The organism is Pseudomonas iranensis (assembly GCF_014268585.2).
Taxonomy (GTDB): Bacteria; Pseudomonadota; Gammaproteobacteria; order Pseudomonadales; family Pseudomonadaceae; genus Aquipseudomonas; species Aquipseudomonas iranensis.
Genome location: NZ_CP077092.1, coordinates 4,648,697 through 4,664,288 on the forward strand (window position 1 = coordinate 4,648,697; position 15,592 = coordinate 4,664,288).

General features: G+C 60.7%; 15 protein-coding genes. 6 read left to right on the forward strand and 9 right to left on the reverse strand.

Annotated features, from left to right (window positions below; translation table 11 throughout):
• Positions 1–7 precede the first annotated feature (7 nt).
• From lpxK to HU724_RS20895, 4 genes are all read right to left on the reverse strand, one after another.
• Positions 8–1,018 carry a tetraacyldisaccharide 4'-kinase gene (gene lpxK / locus HU724_RS20880; protein WP_133339569.1) on the reverse strand — a complete coding sequence of 337 codons (1,011 nt, stop codon included), beginning with the start codon at positions 1,016–1,018 and terminating at the stop codon, positions 8–10.
• The gene (locus HU724_RS20885; RefSeq protein ID WP_016771006.1) at positions 1,018–1,446 is read right to left on the reverse strand and encodes an ExbD/TolR family protein; all 429 of its coding nucleotides are present in this window, start codon (positions 1,444–1,446) and stop codon (positions 1,018–1,020) included. Before HU724_RS20885 ends, lpxK begins: the two co-directional genes overlap by 1 nt.
• Entirely contained in the window at positions 1,443–2,078 is a 636-nt protein-coding gene (locus HU724_RS20890) for a MotA/TolQ/ExbB proton channel family protein (RefSeq protein WP_174823890.1), read from the reverse strand. The genes HU724_RS20885 and HU724_RS20890 overlap by 4 nt, the downstream gene beginning before the upstream one ends.
• A gap of 101 nt (positions 2,079–2,179) precedes the next feature.
• Positions 2,180–4,414, reverse strand: a complete 2,235-nt coding sequence (locus tag HU724_RS20895; protein ID WP_186567745.1) for a DNA internalization-related competence protein ComEC/Rec2 — start codon at positions 4,412–4,414, stop codon at positions 2,180–2,182.
• 135 nt (positions 4,415–4,549) lie between these two features.
• Between HU724_RS20895 and HU724_RS20900 the strand changes: the two genes are divergently transcribed.
• Entirely contained in the window at positions 4,550–5,068 is a 519-nt protein-coding gene (locus tag HU724_RS20900; RefSeq protein WP_016770668.1) for a DUF2062 domain-containing protein, read from the forward strand.
• 140 nt (positions 5,069–5,208) lie between these two features.
• Here HU724_RS20900 and HU724_RS20905 read toward each other — a convergent pair whose 3' ends face one another.
• From HU724_RS20905 to HU724_RS20920, 4 genes are all read right to left on the reverse strand, one after another.
• Positions 5,209–5,988 (reverse strand): ABC transporter permease, encoded by a 780-nt coding sequence (locus tag HU724_RS20905; RefSeq protein WP_039760202.1) that lies wholly within the window; start codon positions 5,986–5,988, stop codon positions 5,209–5,211.
• On the reverse strand, positions 5,985–6,917 hold the full coding sequence (locus HU724_RS20910) for an ABC transporter ATP-binding protein (protein WP_016771010.1): 933 nt from the start codon (positions 6,915–6,917) through the stop codon (positions 5,985–5,987). The genes HU724_RS20905 and HU724_RS20910 overlap by 4 nt, the downstream gene beginning before the upstream one ends.
• Positions 6,918–7,050: 133 nt before the next feature.
• Positions 7,051–7,674, reverse strand: coding sequence for a glutathione S-transferase family protein (locus tag HU724_RS20915; RefSeq protein ID WP_076563819.1), 624 nt, complete (start codon positions 7,672–7,674; stop codon positions 7,051–7,053).
• 43 nt (positions 7,675–7,717) lie between these two features.
• Entirely contained in the window at positions 7,718–8,377 is a 660-nt protein-coding gene (locus tag HU724_RS20920; protein WP_071173232.1) for a transglutaminase-like domain-containing protein, read from the reverse strand.
• Positions 8,378–8,624: 247 nt separating this feature from the next.
• On the opposite strand from HU724_RS20920, the gene HU724_RS20925 reads away from it, so the two are divergent.
• Both HU724_RS20925 and HU724_RS20930 read left to right on the forward strand, forming a co-directional pair.
• Complete coding sequence (locus HU724_RS20925) at positions 8,625–11,072, forward strand: acyl-CoA dehydrogenase (protein WP_186567744.1); 2,448 nt, start codon at positions 8,625–8,627, stop codon at positions 11,070–11,072.
• Between the two features lie 73 nt (positions 11,073–11,145).
• Positions 11,146–11,553, forward strand: coding sequence for a PA2817 family protein (locus HU724_RS20930; RefSeq protein ID WP_039760212.1), 408 nt, complete (start codon positions 11,146–11,148; stop codon positions 11,551–11,553).
• Between the two features lie 641 nt (positions 11,554–12,194).
• Here the strand turns inward: HU724_RS20930 and HU724_RS20935 are convergent.
• Complete coding sequence (locus tag HU724_RS20935) at positions 12,195–13,193, reverse strand: LysR family transcriptional regulator (protein ID WP_186567743.1); 999 nt, start codon at positions 13,191–13,193, stop codon at positions 12,195–12,197.
• Positions 13,194–13,282: 89 nt separating this feature from the next.
• Between HU724_RS20935 and HU724_RS20940 the strand changes: the two genes are divergently transcribed.
• The 3 genes from HU724_RS20940 to HU724_RS20950 all read left to right on the forward strand — a co-directional run bounded on the left by HU724_RS20940 (position 13,283) and on the right by HU724_RS20950 (position 15,410).
• Positions 13,283–13,909 (forward strand): alanyl-tRNA editing protein, encoded by a 627-nt coding sequence (locus tag HU724_RS20940; RefSeq protein WP_186567742.1) that lies wholly within the window; start codon positions 13,283–13,285, stop codon positions 13,907–13,909.
• Between the two features lie 90 nt (positions 13,910–13,999).
• Positions 14,000–14,770, forward strand: coding sequence for a 2OG-Fe(II) oxygenase (locus HU724_RS20945; protein WP_122700212.1), 771 nt, complete (start codon positions 14,000–14,002; stop codon positions 14,768–14,770).
• 1 nt (position 14,771) lies between these two features.
• Entirely contained in the window at positions 14,772–15,410 is a 639-nt protein-coding gene (locus HU724_RS20950; protein ID WP_186567741.1) for a LysE family translocator, read from the forward strand.
• Positions 15,411–15,592 lie beyond the last annotated feature (182 nt).

Below are 15,592 nucleotides of genomic sequence, written 5' to 3' on the forward strand. Positions count from 1 at the left end.
AAAAGAGTTAAGGCAGCAGACGATCCGGCAACAGGCGCATCAGTTGAGTGTCGAACCAGGCCACGAAGGCCGGCGACGGCACGGCATCGACCGCCAGATACCACCAGTCGGCAGCAGCAAAGGCACGGCACTTCACCGCGTCCTTTTCGGTCATCACCAACGGTAATGACGGGGTGAAATTCAACGCCTGCACGCTGTACTCGGCGTGGTCGGCAAATGCATGGGCGATCGGCCGCCAGTCTAGCGCTTCGAGGGTATTGAAGAAACGTTGCGGATTGCCGATCCCGGCCACCGCATGCAGCGCTTGCCCGGGCGGGAAATGCTCCAGTGACTGACGTTCGCCGCTGCGCAGATTGACCAGCGCGGTGGGTTGCAGGCGGAAGGCGAAACCATCGTCGCGATCATCAAGGGCTCCGTTGAACAGCACGCCATCGACACTTTGCAGGCGCTCGACCGGCTCACGCAACGGCCCGGCCGGCAGACAGCGCTGGTTGCCCAGGCCCCGTGCGGCGTCGATCAGCACCAGTTCCAGATCCCGCGCCAGGCGATAATGCTGCATGCCGTCGTCGGACAGGATCAGATCCAGCGGTTCACTGGCAATCAAGGCTTTGACGGCGGCGCTGCGATCAGGGTCGATCATCAGCGGCACACCGGTGCGCTGGACGATCAGCAACGGTTCGTCACCGGCGATCTCGGCGCTGTGCTCGGCCTCAACCCGCCACGGCAGTTGCGGCGGTTTGGCGCCGTAACCGCGACTGACCACGCCGACGCGCAGTCCACGGCGTCGGCAATGATCGATCAGCCAGAGAATCATCGGCGTCTTGCCGGTACCGCCAACGGTGATATTGCCGACCACGATCAACGGAACCGGCGATTGGTAGATTTCACCTTCGCCGTCGAGAAAGCGCTGACGCTTGTTGATCACCACGCGGCGATACAGCATTTCCAGCGGCCGCAGCAGCGTCAGGGCCGGATGCCCCTGATACCACGCGGCGAGCAGGCGATCGGACAGGCTCATCAGGATTTCGGCGCCGCCTCGACCGTGGTCATGCGCAGATGGCTGAAACCGAGCTTGCCGGCCGCGTCCATGGCGGTGATCACCGATTGATGCTGGGCCTTGCCATCGGCACTGATCGACAGCGGCATATTGGTGTCGCCGTTGGATTCTTTCTGCATGGCTTCCATCAGCGTCGCCAGATCATTCTTCGGCAGAATCTTGTTGTTCACCGAGAACACGCCTTCGGCACTGATGGCGACGTCCAGCTGTTTGACCTGCTGATCTTCGGCAGGCGAACCGCTGACCGCTTCCGGCAGATCCACGCGCAACTGGGTTTCCCGAGTGAAAGTGGTAGTGACCACGAAAAACAGCAGCAGGATAAACACCACGTCGATCAGCGACGCGAGGTTGATGTCTACGGTTTCCCGGGGCTTGCGACGGAATTTCACGCTTTGCCCTCGGCCAGGTCGACATCACGGTCGCCCTGCACCACTTCCACCAGTTTGATCGCTTCCTGCTCCATACCGACCACCAGCTCGTCGATGCGGCGCTGCAAAAACCGGTGGAAGAACACTGCTGGAATCCCGACCATCAGGCCCGCTGCGGTCGTGATCAGCGCTTTGGAAATACCGCCGGCCAGCACCGAGGCATTGGTGCTCATGCCAGAGCCGGTGAAGGCACTGAAAATGTCGATCATGCCCAGCACCGTGCCGAGCAGGCCGAGCAGCGGCGCCATGGCTGCGATGGTGCCGAGGGCGTTGATGTAGCGTTCGAGTTCATGGATGACCCGCGCGGCGGCCTCTTCGATGCACTCTTTCATGATCTCGCGACCATGCTTGGAATTGGCCAGGCCTGCGGCGAGGATTTCCCCCAGCGGCGAGTTGGCGCGCAACTCCTTGAGTTTTTCCTTGTTGAGCTGCTTGTCCTTGATCCAGACCCAGACCTGACCCAGCAGATGCTCGGGGGTGACGCGACTGGCGCGCAGTGTCCACAGGCGCTCGGCAACAATCGCCATGGCCGCGATGGAACTCAGAATGATCGGCAACATCATCCAGCCGCCGGATTTGACCAATTCCCACACAGTGACAGTCCCCTCGAAAAAGTGCGCCACTTTACCATACCGATCCGCGATTAAGAGTCGCCGCCCCGACGACCGTGAGGTGGCACTCATGCTGGCACCGATCAACGGCCAGCCACCGGTGGATCGCGCCAGAAACGCCGCTGTTGACGCATCGTCCACGGCGGCTTGAAGCTGCCCAGTTGCAGATGAATGGCACCGTGCTCGGCGCTGTCGTAGATACGCAAGCCCTGCTTGCGGTAGCGCGCCAGCACGGTTGGATGCGGATGACCGAAGGAGTTGCCGTGGCCACGGGAGATCAGCACCGCTTCGGGCTGCAAGGCTTTGAGCAGGGCCATCGATGATGAACTGCGACTGCCGTGATGGGGCGATTGCAGCCACTGCGTCGGCACGGCCAGTGGGCTGTCGAGCAGAACGCGCTCGGCGTGAGTGTCGATGTCGCCGGTAAGCAGCAGGCGTTCGCCGTTGGCCTCGATCTGCAAGACACAGGAGCGCTGGTTGCTGTCATCGGCTGCCGACCATTGCCAGAGCTGGAACTGCACGCCATCCCACTGCCACTGTTCGCCACTTGCGCAAGCTTCGGCGTTCAGCTCCGGCGGCAGGTTTGGCTGGTCGCCACTGACGACGCGGTGTACTTGCACTCCACCCGCCACCGCCCGGGCGCCGCCAGCGTGATCGGCGTCGGCATGGCTGAGCAGCATCAAATCGAGCGCTTGCACATTGAGTTTACGTAACGCTGGCAATACCACTCGGTCGCCGAGATCGAACTCGCCGAAACGCGGGCCGGCGTCATAGAGAAGCGCGTGATGGCGGGTGCGGATGAGGATGGCCAGGCCTTGACCGACGTCGAGTTGCCAGACATCGGCCCGCCCTTCTTCTACTCGCTCTTGAGGCGGCAATGCCAGGAGCAACAGCAGCGGCCAGCCCAACGGTCGCATTGGCACGCCTCGGGGCAACAGCAATAAAATCGCGCCAAGGCTGCCCAGGACCAACGCCCACCATGGAATGGCGGCAGGTATCCACGCCGGCCATTGCCCGGCAATCAGCGCCAGCCCGATAAACAGCCAGTCGATCAAACCACCGGCCAGCCACAACAGCCCTTCGCCGACATAAGGCACGGGCAGCAATAGCGTGCCAAGCAATGCCGGCGGCAGCACCACGAGGCTGACCCACGGTACGGCCAGCAGATTGGCTACAGGCCCGCTGACGCTGATCGGCAAGCTCAGCGCCAGCAATACCGGACACAAGCCGATCGCGATCAGCCACTGCGCGCGGGTCCAGGTCTGCCACCAGCGCCAGGCCCCCAGCCGCCCGCCGAAAGTGAAGATCAACACTGCCACCGCCGCGAAGGACAGCCAGAAGCCGGGACGCAAACTGGCCAGTGGATCAAGCAGCAGCACGCCATTGAACGCCAGCAATAACGGCCACCACGCACCAAGATGGCGAAAACGCAGGCGCCACAGCAGCACCAGCGCCACCATCACGCAGGCGCGCTGCACTGGCACGTCGAAACCGGCGAGCAAGCCGTAACCCAGCGCCGCCGCGAAGGCCAGGCCACACGCCCACGGCAACCAAGGCCAGCGCAATGGCCACAATCCGTAACGCGCCAGCCCGGCGACCAGCATATACATCACCGCCGCCAGCAAACCGATGTGCTGGCCGGAAATCACCAGCAAATGCACGGTGCCGGTGTCTTGCAGCACCTGCCAATCCTCGCGACTGAGGCCTGAACCGTCACCAAGCACCAGCGCCGCCAGCGCGCCCTCTCGGCCTTGTGCATCGGCCGCCAGCAGGCGCTGGCGAACGCCGTCGCGCCATGCATACCGGGCCTCAGCCAGGCGCTGGCCATCCTTGATCGTGCCGGTCGCCCCGATCCGTTGCGCCAGCAGCCAGGCCTCGTAATCGAAGGCGTCCGGGTTGAGCAAGCCACTCGGGCGCTTCAATTTCACCGCCAGACGCCAACGCTCACCACTATTCACCGCCGGCCCGGCGTACCAGGCCAGGCGCAGCAGCGACGGCAGCTTTTCGTGGCGTGAACGCGCATCAGCCAGCTCGAAACGCACCACGCCATCGTTGTGTTGCGGCAAGCCGACCACTCGCCCTTCAAGCCAACGGGTTTTTCCGTCCAGACTCGGTGGCAAGCGGTCATTCAGCGCCCACTGCGCGCCAACGCAGGCCCAGGTAAAGCCAAACAGCAAACATGCCAATGGATAGCTGCGAAACGGCAGCAGCATCAGCGCCACCACTGGCAGCACTGCCAGCAAGCCGACCGGCGGCAAGGCCGGCAATAAAACCGGGGCCAGCAGACCGACTGCCAGCGCCATCATCCCTGTGCGCATATGCCCGTCCTGAGAGTCCCCTCCTTAGGCATAGCGGGTCTGCGGCACCACCGTCGTCAACAATTGTCACAAAGTCTGAATGGGCGGTTCGTAGAATCCAGACATACTTGCCGCCTTAACCGACCGAGAAGCCTTATGCCCCGGCGCTTATTCAAACGTTACATGCCCGACCCGACGAGCATCAGGGAACACAAGTCCTTACGCTTTCTCGGCACGTTGCTGCATGACCCGAACCTCTGGCATCTCAACCGCCATTCGGTCGCCCGGGCGATGGCGGTCGGCCTGTTTGCGGCATTCCTGCCGATACCCGCGCAGATGCTGGTGGCGGCGGCATTGGCGGTGATGGTGCGCGGCAATATGCCGATCGCGGTGAGCCTGGTCTGGCTGACCAATCCGATCACCATGCCGGCGGTGTTTTTCTGCACCTACCAGGCCGGAGCGTTCCTGATGGATGTGCCGGCGCGGCATCTGCCGGACGAGCTGACCTGGGAATGGATCAGCGGTGAGCTGTCGACATTGTGGCAGCCGTTTTTGCTGGGTTCGGTGGTCGTCGGTCTGGTGCTGGGCGTTCTCGCCTACTTTCTGGTGATGCTGTACTGGCGCTGGTGGGTGGCGCGGCAATGGCGGCGGCGCAAGAAAAGTCGGCAGAAATGAATGCAAAAACGGCCTCCGCGATGGGAGGCCGTTTTTTGTTGTGTCCGGGCTGGCCCCTTCGCGAGCAGGCTCGCTCCCACAGAGAACATCATTCCAGTGTGGGAGCGAGCCTGCTCGCGAAGAAAGCGACGCGGTCGGGATCAGGTACGCATCCCGCGCCCACTCACCAGCAACCGCGCACAGCCGAGATACAGCACCACGGTCGCCACCAGCATGAAGGTAATGGCGATGCCGATGCGGATATCCGAGACACCCAAGATGCCGTAGCGGAAGGCGTTGACCATGTGCAGCACCGGGTTGGCCAGCGACACGGTCTGCCAGAACGGTGGCAGCAAAGTGATCGAGTAGAACACGCCGCCCAGGTAAGTCAGCGGGGTCAGCACAAAGGTCGGAATGATCGAAATATCATCGAAGTTGCGCGCAAACACCGCGTTGATGAAGCCCAGCAGCGAGAAGATTGTCGCGGTCAGTACCACCACCAGAATGGTCACGCCGAGGTGATGCACCTGCAAATCCGTGAAGAACAGCGACAGAATCGTCACGATCAGACCCACTGCCAGACCGCGCAATACACCACCAATGGTGAAGCCGATCAGGATCGTGTGCGGTGACACCGGCGAGACCATCAACTCTTCGATCGAGCGCTGGAACTTGCTGCCGAAGAAGCTCGAGACCACGTTGCCGTAGGAGTTGGTGATCACCGACATCATGATCAGCCCCGGCACGATGTACTCCATGTAAGTGAAGCCACCCATGTCGCCGATCTGCCGGCCGATCAGGTTGCCGAAGATCACGAAGTACAGAACCATGGTGATCGCCGGCGGCAGCAGGGTCTGCGGCCAGATCCGCATGAAGCGTTTGACCTCGCGGTAGACGATGGTTTGCAGGGCAACGAGGTTGGGACCGAACTCGGAACTCATACCGCCACCTTCGACAGATTTTTCTCCACCAGGGACACGAACAACTCCTCGAGGCGATTGGTTTTGTTACGCAGGCTCAGCACTTCAATGTTCTGCTGCGCCAACTGGGTGAACAACGCCGTGATACCCATGGATTTGTCGACCTGCACTTCCAGGGTGTGGCCGTCGAGCAATCGGGCCGGGTAGCCGAGCAATTGCGGCGCCGCGCTCAAGTCGTTCTTCAGGTCGAGCAAAAAGGTTTCCACATGCAACTGACCCAGCAACTGTTTCATGCTGGTGTTTTCGACGATGGTGCCGTGGTCGATGATGCCGATGTTGCGGCACAGCTGCTCGGCCTCTTCCAGATAATGCGTGGTCAGGATGATGGTGATGCCTTTCTGGTTCAGCTCGGTGAGGAAGGTCCACATCGAACGGCGCAGTTCGATATCGACGCCCGCAGTCGGCTCATCGAGAATCAGCAGGCGCGGTTCATGCACCAGCGCACGGGCGATCATCAAACGCCGTTTCATGCCGCCGGACAGCGAACGCGACGGCACATCACGCTTGTCCCACAGGCCGAGCTGGGTCAGGTACTGCTCGGCGCGTTCCTTGGCGACTTTCGCCGGAATGCCGTAGTAGCCGGCCTGGGTCACGACGATGTCGAAGGTCTTTTCGAACTGGTTGAAGTTGAATTCCTGCGGCACCACGCCGATCGAGCGCTTGAGCGCCGCCGGGTTCTTGTCCAGGTCATTGCCGAAAATATTCACGGTGCCGCTGGTCTTGTTGACCAGGGTCGAGAGGATGCCGATGGTGGTGGATTTGCCGGCGCCGTTGGGGCCGAGCAAGGCGAAAAAGTCACCTTCGGCGACGTCCAGATCGATACCACTCAAGGCCTGGAACCCGTTGCCGTAGGTTTTGGTTAGCTGCCGGATGGACAGAGCGGAACTCATATCGGATTTACGCACCAAGAAGGAAGGAAAGAAGTAAATAAGGGCGGGCGGCGAGGGAAACAACCGCGGCGCAAGTTCGCAATGGTGCTTGCCGCCGCCGCACAAGTACAGTCAAGTGTGTCGATAGTAATTATCAAGTCAACGCGGTCATGACCGCTTTCTGGTAGGCCGGACGCTGTTTCAAGCGTTCATACCACGCTTGCAGATGCGGTTGCGGGGCGCGCTCGATGGGCATTTCGAACCAGGCGTAAATGAAGCTGCCCAGCGGAATGTCGCCCATGCCGATGTCATTGCCGGAGAGATAAGGCTGGCTGATCAAGGCGTGGTCGGCCATGTTCAGCAGTTCATCGCATTCCTTGATCGCGGCGTTGATCGCCTTCCAGTCCTGCTTCTCCGCAGGCGTACGCAGCACACCCCAGAACACCGTGCGAAACGGCCCGGCGAAACTGGAAGTGGTCCAGTCCATCCACTTGTCCGCCGTGGCGCGGGCTTGCGCATCCGCCGGATACCAGGCGCTGTCCGGGGCGTGTTTAGCCAGCAGATAGCGCACGATGGCGTTGGATTCCCACAGCACGAAACCGTCATCCTCGATCACCGGCACCCGGCCATTCGGGTTCATCGCGCGGTACTCGGGCGTGTCGACCACACCGAACGCGCCGCCGGCATCAATGGCCTCGTACGCCAGGCCCAGCTCTTCGGCAGCCCACAAGGGCTTTCTGACGTTCGATGAATTTTTCCGTCCCCAGATCTTCAGCATGACCGCCTCTTTGCAAGTGAGTGGACGGCCAGCATACGCCGGATCAGGTGCGACTCAAATCGGCCTGCATATCGCCCAGCAGCACCGGCAGTTGCTCACTGAACAGATGCGGATAGCACTTTTGCAGGTGCTCGAAGAAGAAGGTTTCCGGCACGTCGGTGAACTGGCCGTGATCGAGCAGATACTCCATCAACTGCGCGCCGTCACGGTTGAACGGATGGAAAACGCTGTCATTGATGCCATCGAACTCCAGCGCTGCGACGTTGAACAACTCGCACAGTTGCTGGTTGAACGCTGGCGTCGCCTTGACCCAGCGGCCGTCGAGAAACAGCTCGGTGTAGCCATGCATGGCGAACACATCGCTTTTCAGCAACTCGAGCAGACGTGGCGTCGACAGATGATTGCGCACATCGGCCAGACCGATGCGCGCCGGGATCCCGCAATGCCGCGCACAACCGGCGAGCAGCGTGGCTTTCGGCACGCAGTAACTCTCCCCTGCTGCGAGTGCGTAACTGCCGCGCAGGGTTTGCGGATCACGGCTGAAAGTGTAAGGGTTGTAGCGCACCGCCTCGCGCACGGCGTAATACAGACTGATCGCCTGCTCACGCGGATCATTACTGGCACCGCGGTGCTGCTCGGCGAACTCCACCACCGCCGGGTGGTCACTATCGATGAAGCGGCCGGGGCTCAGATATTCGTGCATGGCGGCAATCTCCTGGATGAGTCACGAGTCTAGCGACAGCTTGAGCACAGAGATAACGACGTTTCGGCCAAACCTGAAAGCAAAGCTGCGCAGCAACGAACGATTTCCCACACGTGTTGCCCACCGAACCTACGAAAACCATCCGGGGTTTCCCACGATTTCAATCACCATGCTCTGACCACCCTTATTTGCAGATGCCGTCTAAGCTCTGGAGGGTCGATTTGCCTTGGTTCACGGAGGACTGAATATGCTGTTGTTGTGGATACTGGTTTTGATCGTCGGCGTGGCGTATCTCGCCCATCGACGCATCGCCCCGCTGCCCGCGTTGGGCATCGTGGCGGCCTATCTGGTCGCCATGGGGATTTTCAGTCACGCGCCGGGCTGGCTGCTGTTTGTCTTCTGGGTCCTGTTGGCGGTGGTCGCCGCGCCATTGTTGTTGCCTGACCTGCGTCGCAAACACTTCACCGCGCCGCTGTTCAACTGGTTCCAGAAAACCCTGCCACCGATGTCGCAGACCGAACGCGACGCGATCGATGCCGGCACCGTGTGGTGGGACGGCGAGCTGTTCAGCGGCCGTCCGGACTGGGACAAACTGCTGTCCTATCCCAAGGTGCAACTGACTGAAGAAGAACAGGCGTTCATCGATGGCCCGACCGAAGAACTCTGCGCGATGGTCAGCGACTGGCAGATCGGCCAGTCCATGGACCTGCCGCCCGAGGCCTGGACGCACATCAAGGAACATGGCTTTTTCGCCCTGATCATTCCCAAGGAATACGGCGGCAAAGGCTTCTCGGCCTACGCTCACTCACAAGTGGCAATGAAACTGGCGACGCGCAGCGGTGACCTCGCCTCTACCGTGATGGTCCCGAACTCCCTCGGCCCGGCCGAATTGCTGCTGCATTACGGCACCGATGAACAACGTAATCACTACCTGCCGCGCCTGGCGCGTGGCGACGATATCCCGTGCTTCGCCCTCACCGGCCCGCTGGCCGGTTCCGACGCCGGCGCGATGCCCGACACCGGGATCATCTGCAAAGGCCAGTGGGAAGGTGAAGAAGTCATCGGCCTGCGCCTGAACTGGGAAAAGCGCTACATCACCCTCGGCCCGGTCGCTACCCTGCTTGGCCTGGCATTCAAGGCTTATGACCCGGATCACCTGCTCGGTGAGGAAGAGGACCTCGGCATCAGTCTGGCGCTGATCCCGACCGATACCGCAGGAGTGGAAATCGGTCGTCGACACCTGCCGCTGGGCGCCGCGTTCATGAACGGCCCGAACTCCGGCAAGGACGTGTTCATTCCGCTTGACTACCTCATCGGTGGTCAGGAAATGCTCGGCAAGGGCTGGATGATGCTGATGAACTGCCTGTCAGTCGGGCGTTCGATCTCGCTGCCAGCCGTCGGTACCGGTGCGGCCAAGTTCACCAGTCTGGTCACCGGCCAGTACGCGCAGATTCGCGAGCAATTCAATGTACCGCTGTCCGCGTTCGAAGGCATTCAGGAAGCCATGGCGCGCATCGGCGGTAACGCGTGGATGATGGACGCCGCCCGCATGCTCACCGCCAACGCGGTGGACCTGGGGGAAAAACCCTCGGTGCTGTCGGCGATCCTCAAATACCACCTCACCGAACGCGGCCGCGAATGCATCAGCCACGCCATGGATGTGCATGGTGGTAAAGCGATCATCATGGGGCCGAACAACTACCTGGGCCGCAGCTGGAACGGCGCGCCGATCTTCATCACCGTCGAAGGCGCGAACATCCTGTCGCGCAACCTGATGATCTTCGGTCAGGGCGCGATCCGCTGCCATCCATTCGTACTCAAGGAAATGGCCCTGGCCGGACGCGAGGACAAGGATCAGGCGCTCAAGGAATTCGACGGCCTGCTGCTCAAGCACATCGGTTTTGCCGTGAGCAACGCGGCCAGCACACTGGTGCTGAACCTCGGCCTTGGTCACTTCGAACATGCGCCGGGCGACAGGATCAGTCAGGGCTACTTCCGCGCGCTGAACCGTCAGGCCGCCGCATTCGCCATGCTCGCCGACTTCAGCATGATGCTCCTGGGCGGCGAACTGAAACGCCGCGAACGTCTGTCGGCTCGCCTTGGCGATGTACTGAGCAACCTGTATCTGGCCTCCGCCGCGCTCAAGCGTTATCACGACCTGGATTCGCCGGCGTACATGGAGCCGCTGTTCCGCTGGGCCATGGAAGAAAGCCTCGGCCAGTCGGAGCGTGCGCTGGATGAACTGCTGAGCAACTTCCCGAACAAAGTCTTCGGCTGCCTGCTGCGGGTCATCGTCTTCCCGTTCGGTCGCCGTCACAAAGGCCCATCGGACAAACTCGGCGCCGAAGTCGCTGCGGTCATCGGTCGCGCCAAAGGCGATCCGGCGCTGGAAGAACTGCTCGCCGGCTGCTACCGCCCGCAATCGGCGGACGATGCCGTGGGCGCGCTGCAACACGCCAGCGACCTGCTTAACGCCGCGCAACCAATGCACAAAAAACTGCACACCGCACTGAAGAGCGGCCAGGTCAAACCGGCAGCCGGCGAACACGCCATCGATGCCGCGCTGGAAGCCGGCGTACTGCAAGCCGTCGAAGCGCAAAGCCTGCGCGACGCCGAAGCGGCCCGCCGCAAGGTGATCGACGTCGATGATTTTGCCAAAGAGGAACTGACCCAGGCAGCGGGCAAAGTCCGCTGATCCCGGTTTATGTGAAAAAACGGCGCGAGGGCTTTATACTCCCGCGCCCGTTTTGCTCTTGAGGACTTATCTCGTGTCCAACGTCGTTGCCGATCATCTCGTGTTGCTCGACCACCTGCGCAGTATCCTGGTCGCCGTAGGTGAGGCCGAACAAGTGCCCGAAGAAAGCCATGCCCTGTTCCTCGAGCGCTTCGACGAACTGCTGGCCTCCCTGCCGATCGACCCTATCGAAAGCCAATACCTGGGCCAGGACATCCTCACCCAAGTCATCAGCCGCTACCCGCAAATCGCCCACCTGATCCCGCGCGACCTGCTGTGGTTCTTCGCCGGCGACTGCCTGCACTACCTCTCCGACGAAGAAATCGACCTGTACCAGGCCCTCGAAGAACGCCGCTACGAAGCCGAACAGAACGATGAACCGTTCGACTGGAACCAGGAAAAACAACTGCTGGCCATGTCTGCGCAGGACAGCAAGCACTGATTTTTCAAACGGTAATGAAAAGGCCCGCACTGGTGATTCCATGCGGGCCTTTTTTTCAAGATCAAAAGCCCCTCACCTAGCCCTCTCCCGGAGGGAGAGGGGACTGACCGAGGTGTTTGGGCGAGTTACGTCGATGTGAAAGTCCGAGTTGAACTCAGGATTTGAAAAGCCCACAAATCAGCTCCCTCTCCTCGGGGAGAGGGCTGGGCGGGCGGCGTTCCGATGAGGGGCGAATCCAACACAGATCCAAAGCAGACCACACGCTTTTCACCACTCAAAACAATGAGCGCAAGCTCGAGTACCGCTTTTGATCTTGATCCACCGGCGACGTCGGAAGGCTGAGTGGAGGGATTGATCCGGGCGTGGGAGCGCAGCGACCGTACGACGCAGTCGTACACAGCGGAAGGAGGTGCAGCGAAGCAAACCGGAGCCGCTGCGCCCGGATCAGTCCCGGAGCGAAGGAACCCGAGCCTGCGAGGGCCGAACGTAGGAGCAAGCGTTTTGGTTACTTTTTGGCGTCTGAAAAAGTGACTCGCCGTAAGGGCGAAACCGCCAGAAGCAACACCCGCAGAAACGGATATTCACCCAAAACCCCAAGAACCTGGTCGGCCCCAAGGCCGCCAAGTCCCACCAAAAAAACCTCAAAGCAACCCCTCACTCTCCGGCAGCTCATACGCCACAGCCAAATTGCCCCCGCCCACCGACTTCCCGGGCCTACCCAACGTCGGCTCCTTCTGCAAACACTCCACCAGATAATCAATAAACACCCGCAACTTCGGCGGCAGATAACGCGTCGGCGAATGCAGCAACCACAACCCACCATGATAGGAAGCAAGAAACGTCCAGTCCGGCAACACCTGCACAATCAACTTCTGCTCCAACGCGTAACGCGCCGTGAAATACGGCAGACTGCCAATGCCGATGTGCTGCAACACCGCCCCCAAGCGCACGCCCGTGTGATTGGCGGCATAACGCCCACGCACCCCGACCGTCACCGCCTTAGTGCCCTTCTTGAACTTCCAGCGTGCATCGCTCGGCGTTTCGCCCAGATAAATACAACTGTGATTGAGCAAATCGTGAGGATGCGTCGGCGTGCCATGTTCCGCCAGGTATTGCGGCGTGGCGCAAAGCAAATGATCGATGGTCAGCAACTGCCGCCCGACCAGACCGGCCGGTGGACGATCAGTGATGCGAATCGCCAGATCGACATGATCATCGATCAGATCGACCTGACGATCTTCCAGCAACAACTCGACATCAACCTTGGGATAGCGGCGCAGAAACTCCGGCATGTGCGGATGAATCACAAAGCGCCCCACCGCTTTCGGCACACTGACCCGCACCAGACCTTCGGCTTCGTGGGTGAACTGGCCGCTGATTTCCATCACCGACCTGGCCGCGCTGACCATTTCCTGGCAGCGCTTGAACACCTCTTCACCGCCATCGCTCAAGCGCAGTTTGCGTGTGGTGCGTTGCAGCAAGCGCGTGGCCAACGCCTTTTCCAAGCGGGAAATACTGCGGCTGACCGCCGAGGGTGAGGAACCCATCTGCCGCGCCGCTTCGGAGAAGCTGCCGGTCTCGACAACCTTGACGAAAATCGCCATTTCACCCAACAGCGGCAGCGGAAGATTGATGCTCACAACGCACAAGTCCTTTGATGTTCGAACGGATTATCACGTTATTGCACGATTCATATAATAAAAACAGAACTTCGATCAGGGCATGGAATATGACGCTTCGCCTGTTTTTTCACAGTGACGACCTCAAGGCGAATGTCGAAGTCCTCGACTGCACACCCCACGAGAACGAATTCGCCGTAGTGCTGCGCGCTACCCTGTTTCACCCCCAGGGCGGCGGTCAGCCTTGCGACACCGGCTGGATCGGTGAAAGCCGGGTGTCGCGCGTGGTGCAGGAACCTGAGCGCATTGTGCATTTCGTCGACCGCCCGCTGCCGCTGGGCATGACCGCTATCCGCATCGATGAAGAGCGCCGCCGCTTCAACACACGCATGCACTCGGCCGGGCACCTGATCGGTCATTTCATTCAGGCCATGGGCTGGATGCCGATCAAGGCGCACCACTGGCCGGACGAAGGCCGGGTGCAATTCAAACCGGGCGATGGCGCAGAAGAAGTCGATGCGCCAACCGTGCAAACCGGTATCGAGCAGTGGATCGAACACGATTTGCCGCGTCTGACTTCACTGCGCGAGGGCGCGCGGGAAATCAGTTTCGGTGAGCTGCCAGCCTATGGCTGCGGTGGCACCCACGTACGCAGCCTGAAGGATCTGGGCACAGTCACGATCGCGTCCCTTTCGCAGAAGAAAGGCACGCTGTCCGTCCACTACAGCGTGGATTGAGCATTTCGGACGTTGCCGTCGCGCAACGTCCGACGCCGGGGAACCGCACTCGCCGGTTCCGTTGACTATCGATAGATGGACCTAAAACAAATGATGCTAGACGTCGAGCGTCTCGATGAGACGTGCATAAAAAAACTGGCCAACGAAGAAGTCCTCGCCATCCGCGTCAAACGCTTTCTCCCCGAGCCGCTGGCGATCGAGATCGGCGACAAGATCCTCGCCCCGGGCTTTGAAGGCTACATCAACGCGCCGAGTATCGGCCGCATCGGCATGGCCTTCTACGAGGCGGAAAACCAGCCGCTGCTGATCGAGGATTACTTCGAACGCGCCACCCGCAACATCGACGAACTGCGCCAGCGCTGCGCGCCGTACTCCTCGCCAATCGACACCCTGCGCTGCATGCTCGACGAGTCCTGGCCCGCCGGCGCGCATCTGGAAAATCTTTACGGGCGCAAGATGTATGTCGGCTTGTCGCGCGTGGTCAAACCCGGCGTGTGCTTTCTTGCCCATCACGACATCTTCGCCAAAGACGCCCCGGACAGTTTTCAGGCGCGCAGTCTCGAGGCGCAATTTGCCTGCAACGTCTACCTGAACATGCCAACCGAGGGTGGCGCCTTGCAGATGTGGAATGACCACATCACCCCGGATCAATTCGACGAAATGCGCGGCGACAGTTATGGCATCGAGCCGTCACTGCTGGGGCCGCCCGCCCTCGAAGTACGACCGCAGCCCGGCGATTTCATCATGTTCAATTCGCGGCGCATGCACTCGGTAACCCCGGGCGTGGCCGACCCGCGTTTGAGCCTGTCGTTCTTTGTCGGCTATCGCGGCAATGCCTCCCCTCTGACTTTCTGGAGCTGACATGCTTTCCAACTACCTGGGCGAATTTCTCGCATTGGCCACGATCCACTTTCTCGCCGTGGTTGCACCCGGTCCGGACTTCGCCGTGACCATCCGCCAGAGCGTGCGCTTCGGCCGCCTCGTCGGCATCTGCACTGCGCTGGGCATCGGCGCGGGGATTTCCGTGCACGTGCTGTATACCCTGCTCGGCGTCGGCGCCCTGATGCACACCACGCCGTGGCTGCTGACTGTGGCCAAAGTGGTGGGCGGGGCGTACATCCTCTATCTGGGCGTCAGCCTGATCCGCAGCAAACCGAAGAGCAGCGTCGAAGGCGAAAAGACCGCCGATGAGCCGCTGGTTGAACAACCACTGTTCAAGGCATTCAGCACCGGTTTTCTGACCAACGCGACCAACCCCAAGGCCACGCTGTTTTTCCTGGCCATCTTCACCACGATCATCAGCGCCAGCACACCGCTGCAGATTCAGGCGCTCTATGGATTGTGGATGTGCTTCGTCAACGCGCTGTGGTTTGTGATCGTCGCGCTGTTCTTCTCCAGCAACAAAGTGCGCCTGCTGTTCATGCGCCTCGGACATTGGTTCGAGCGCAGCATGGGCGTCATTCTGATTCTGTTCGCCGGACGCCTGATGCTGTCGATGTAACTCGCACAAAAAAGTCCCGGTATCAGTTACCGGGACTTTTTCATTTGTGCGCCTCTTTTGCATTTCTGTGCGACAGATCAAGTTTGTGACTCCCTCTTCACCTGCTCATGGTGGTAGGTTGCAAAATGTTTCTGCCGCAAGCGTCAGACATATTTTCCCAATCTCTAGCAAAGGAATGCCTG

Coding starts and splice junctions, on each gene's coding strand:
- lpxK (WP_133339569.1), bottom strand. CDS start 1,018: ATGAGCCTGTCCGATCGCCTGCTCGCCGCGTGGTATCAGGGGCATCCG.
- HU724_RS20895 (WP_186567745.1), bottom strand. CDS start 4,414: ATGCGCACAGGGATGATGGCGCTGGCAGTCGGTCTGCTGGCCCCGGTT.
- HU724_RS20900 (WP_016770668.1), top strand. CDS start 4,550: ATGCCCCGGCGCTTATTCAAACGTTACATGCCCGACCCGACGAGCATC.
- HU724_RS20905 (WP_039760202.1), bottom strand. CDS start 5,988: ATGAGTTCCGAGTTCGGTCCCAACCTCGTTGCCCTGCAAACCATCGTC.
- HU724_RS20910 (WP_016771010.1), bottom strand. CDS start 6,917: ATGAGTTCCGCTCTGTCCATCCGGCAGCTAACCAAAACCTACGGCAAC.
- HU724_RS20915 (WP_076563819.1), bottom strand. CDS start 7,674: ATGCTGAAGATCTGGGGACGGAAAAATTCATCGAACGTCAGAAAGCCC.
- HU724_RS20920 (WP_071173232.1), bottom strand. CDS start 8,377: ATGCACGAATATCTGAGCCCCGGCCGCTTCATCGATAGTGACCACCCG.
- HU724_RS20925 (WP_186567744.1), top strand. CDS start 8,625: ATGCTGTTGTTGTGGATACTGGTTTTGATCGTCGGCGTGGCGTATCTC.
- HU724_RS20940 (WP_186567742.1), top strand. CDS start 13,283: ATGACGCTTCGCCTGTTTTTTCACAGTGACGACCTCAAGGCGAATGTC.
- HU724_RS20945 (WP_122700212.1), top strand. CDS start 14,000: ATGATGCTAGACGTCGAGCGTCTCGATGAGACGTGCATAAAAAAACTG.
- HU724_RS20950 (WP_186567741.1), top strand. CDS start 14,772: ATGCTTTCCAACTACCTGGGCGAATTTCTCGCATTGGCCACGATCCAC.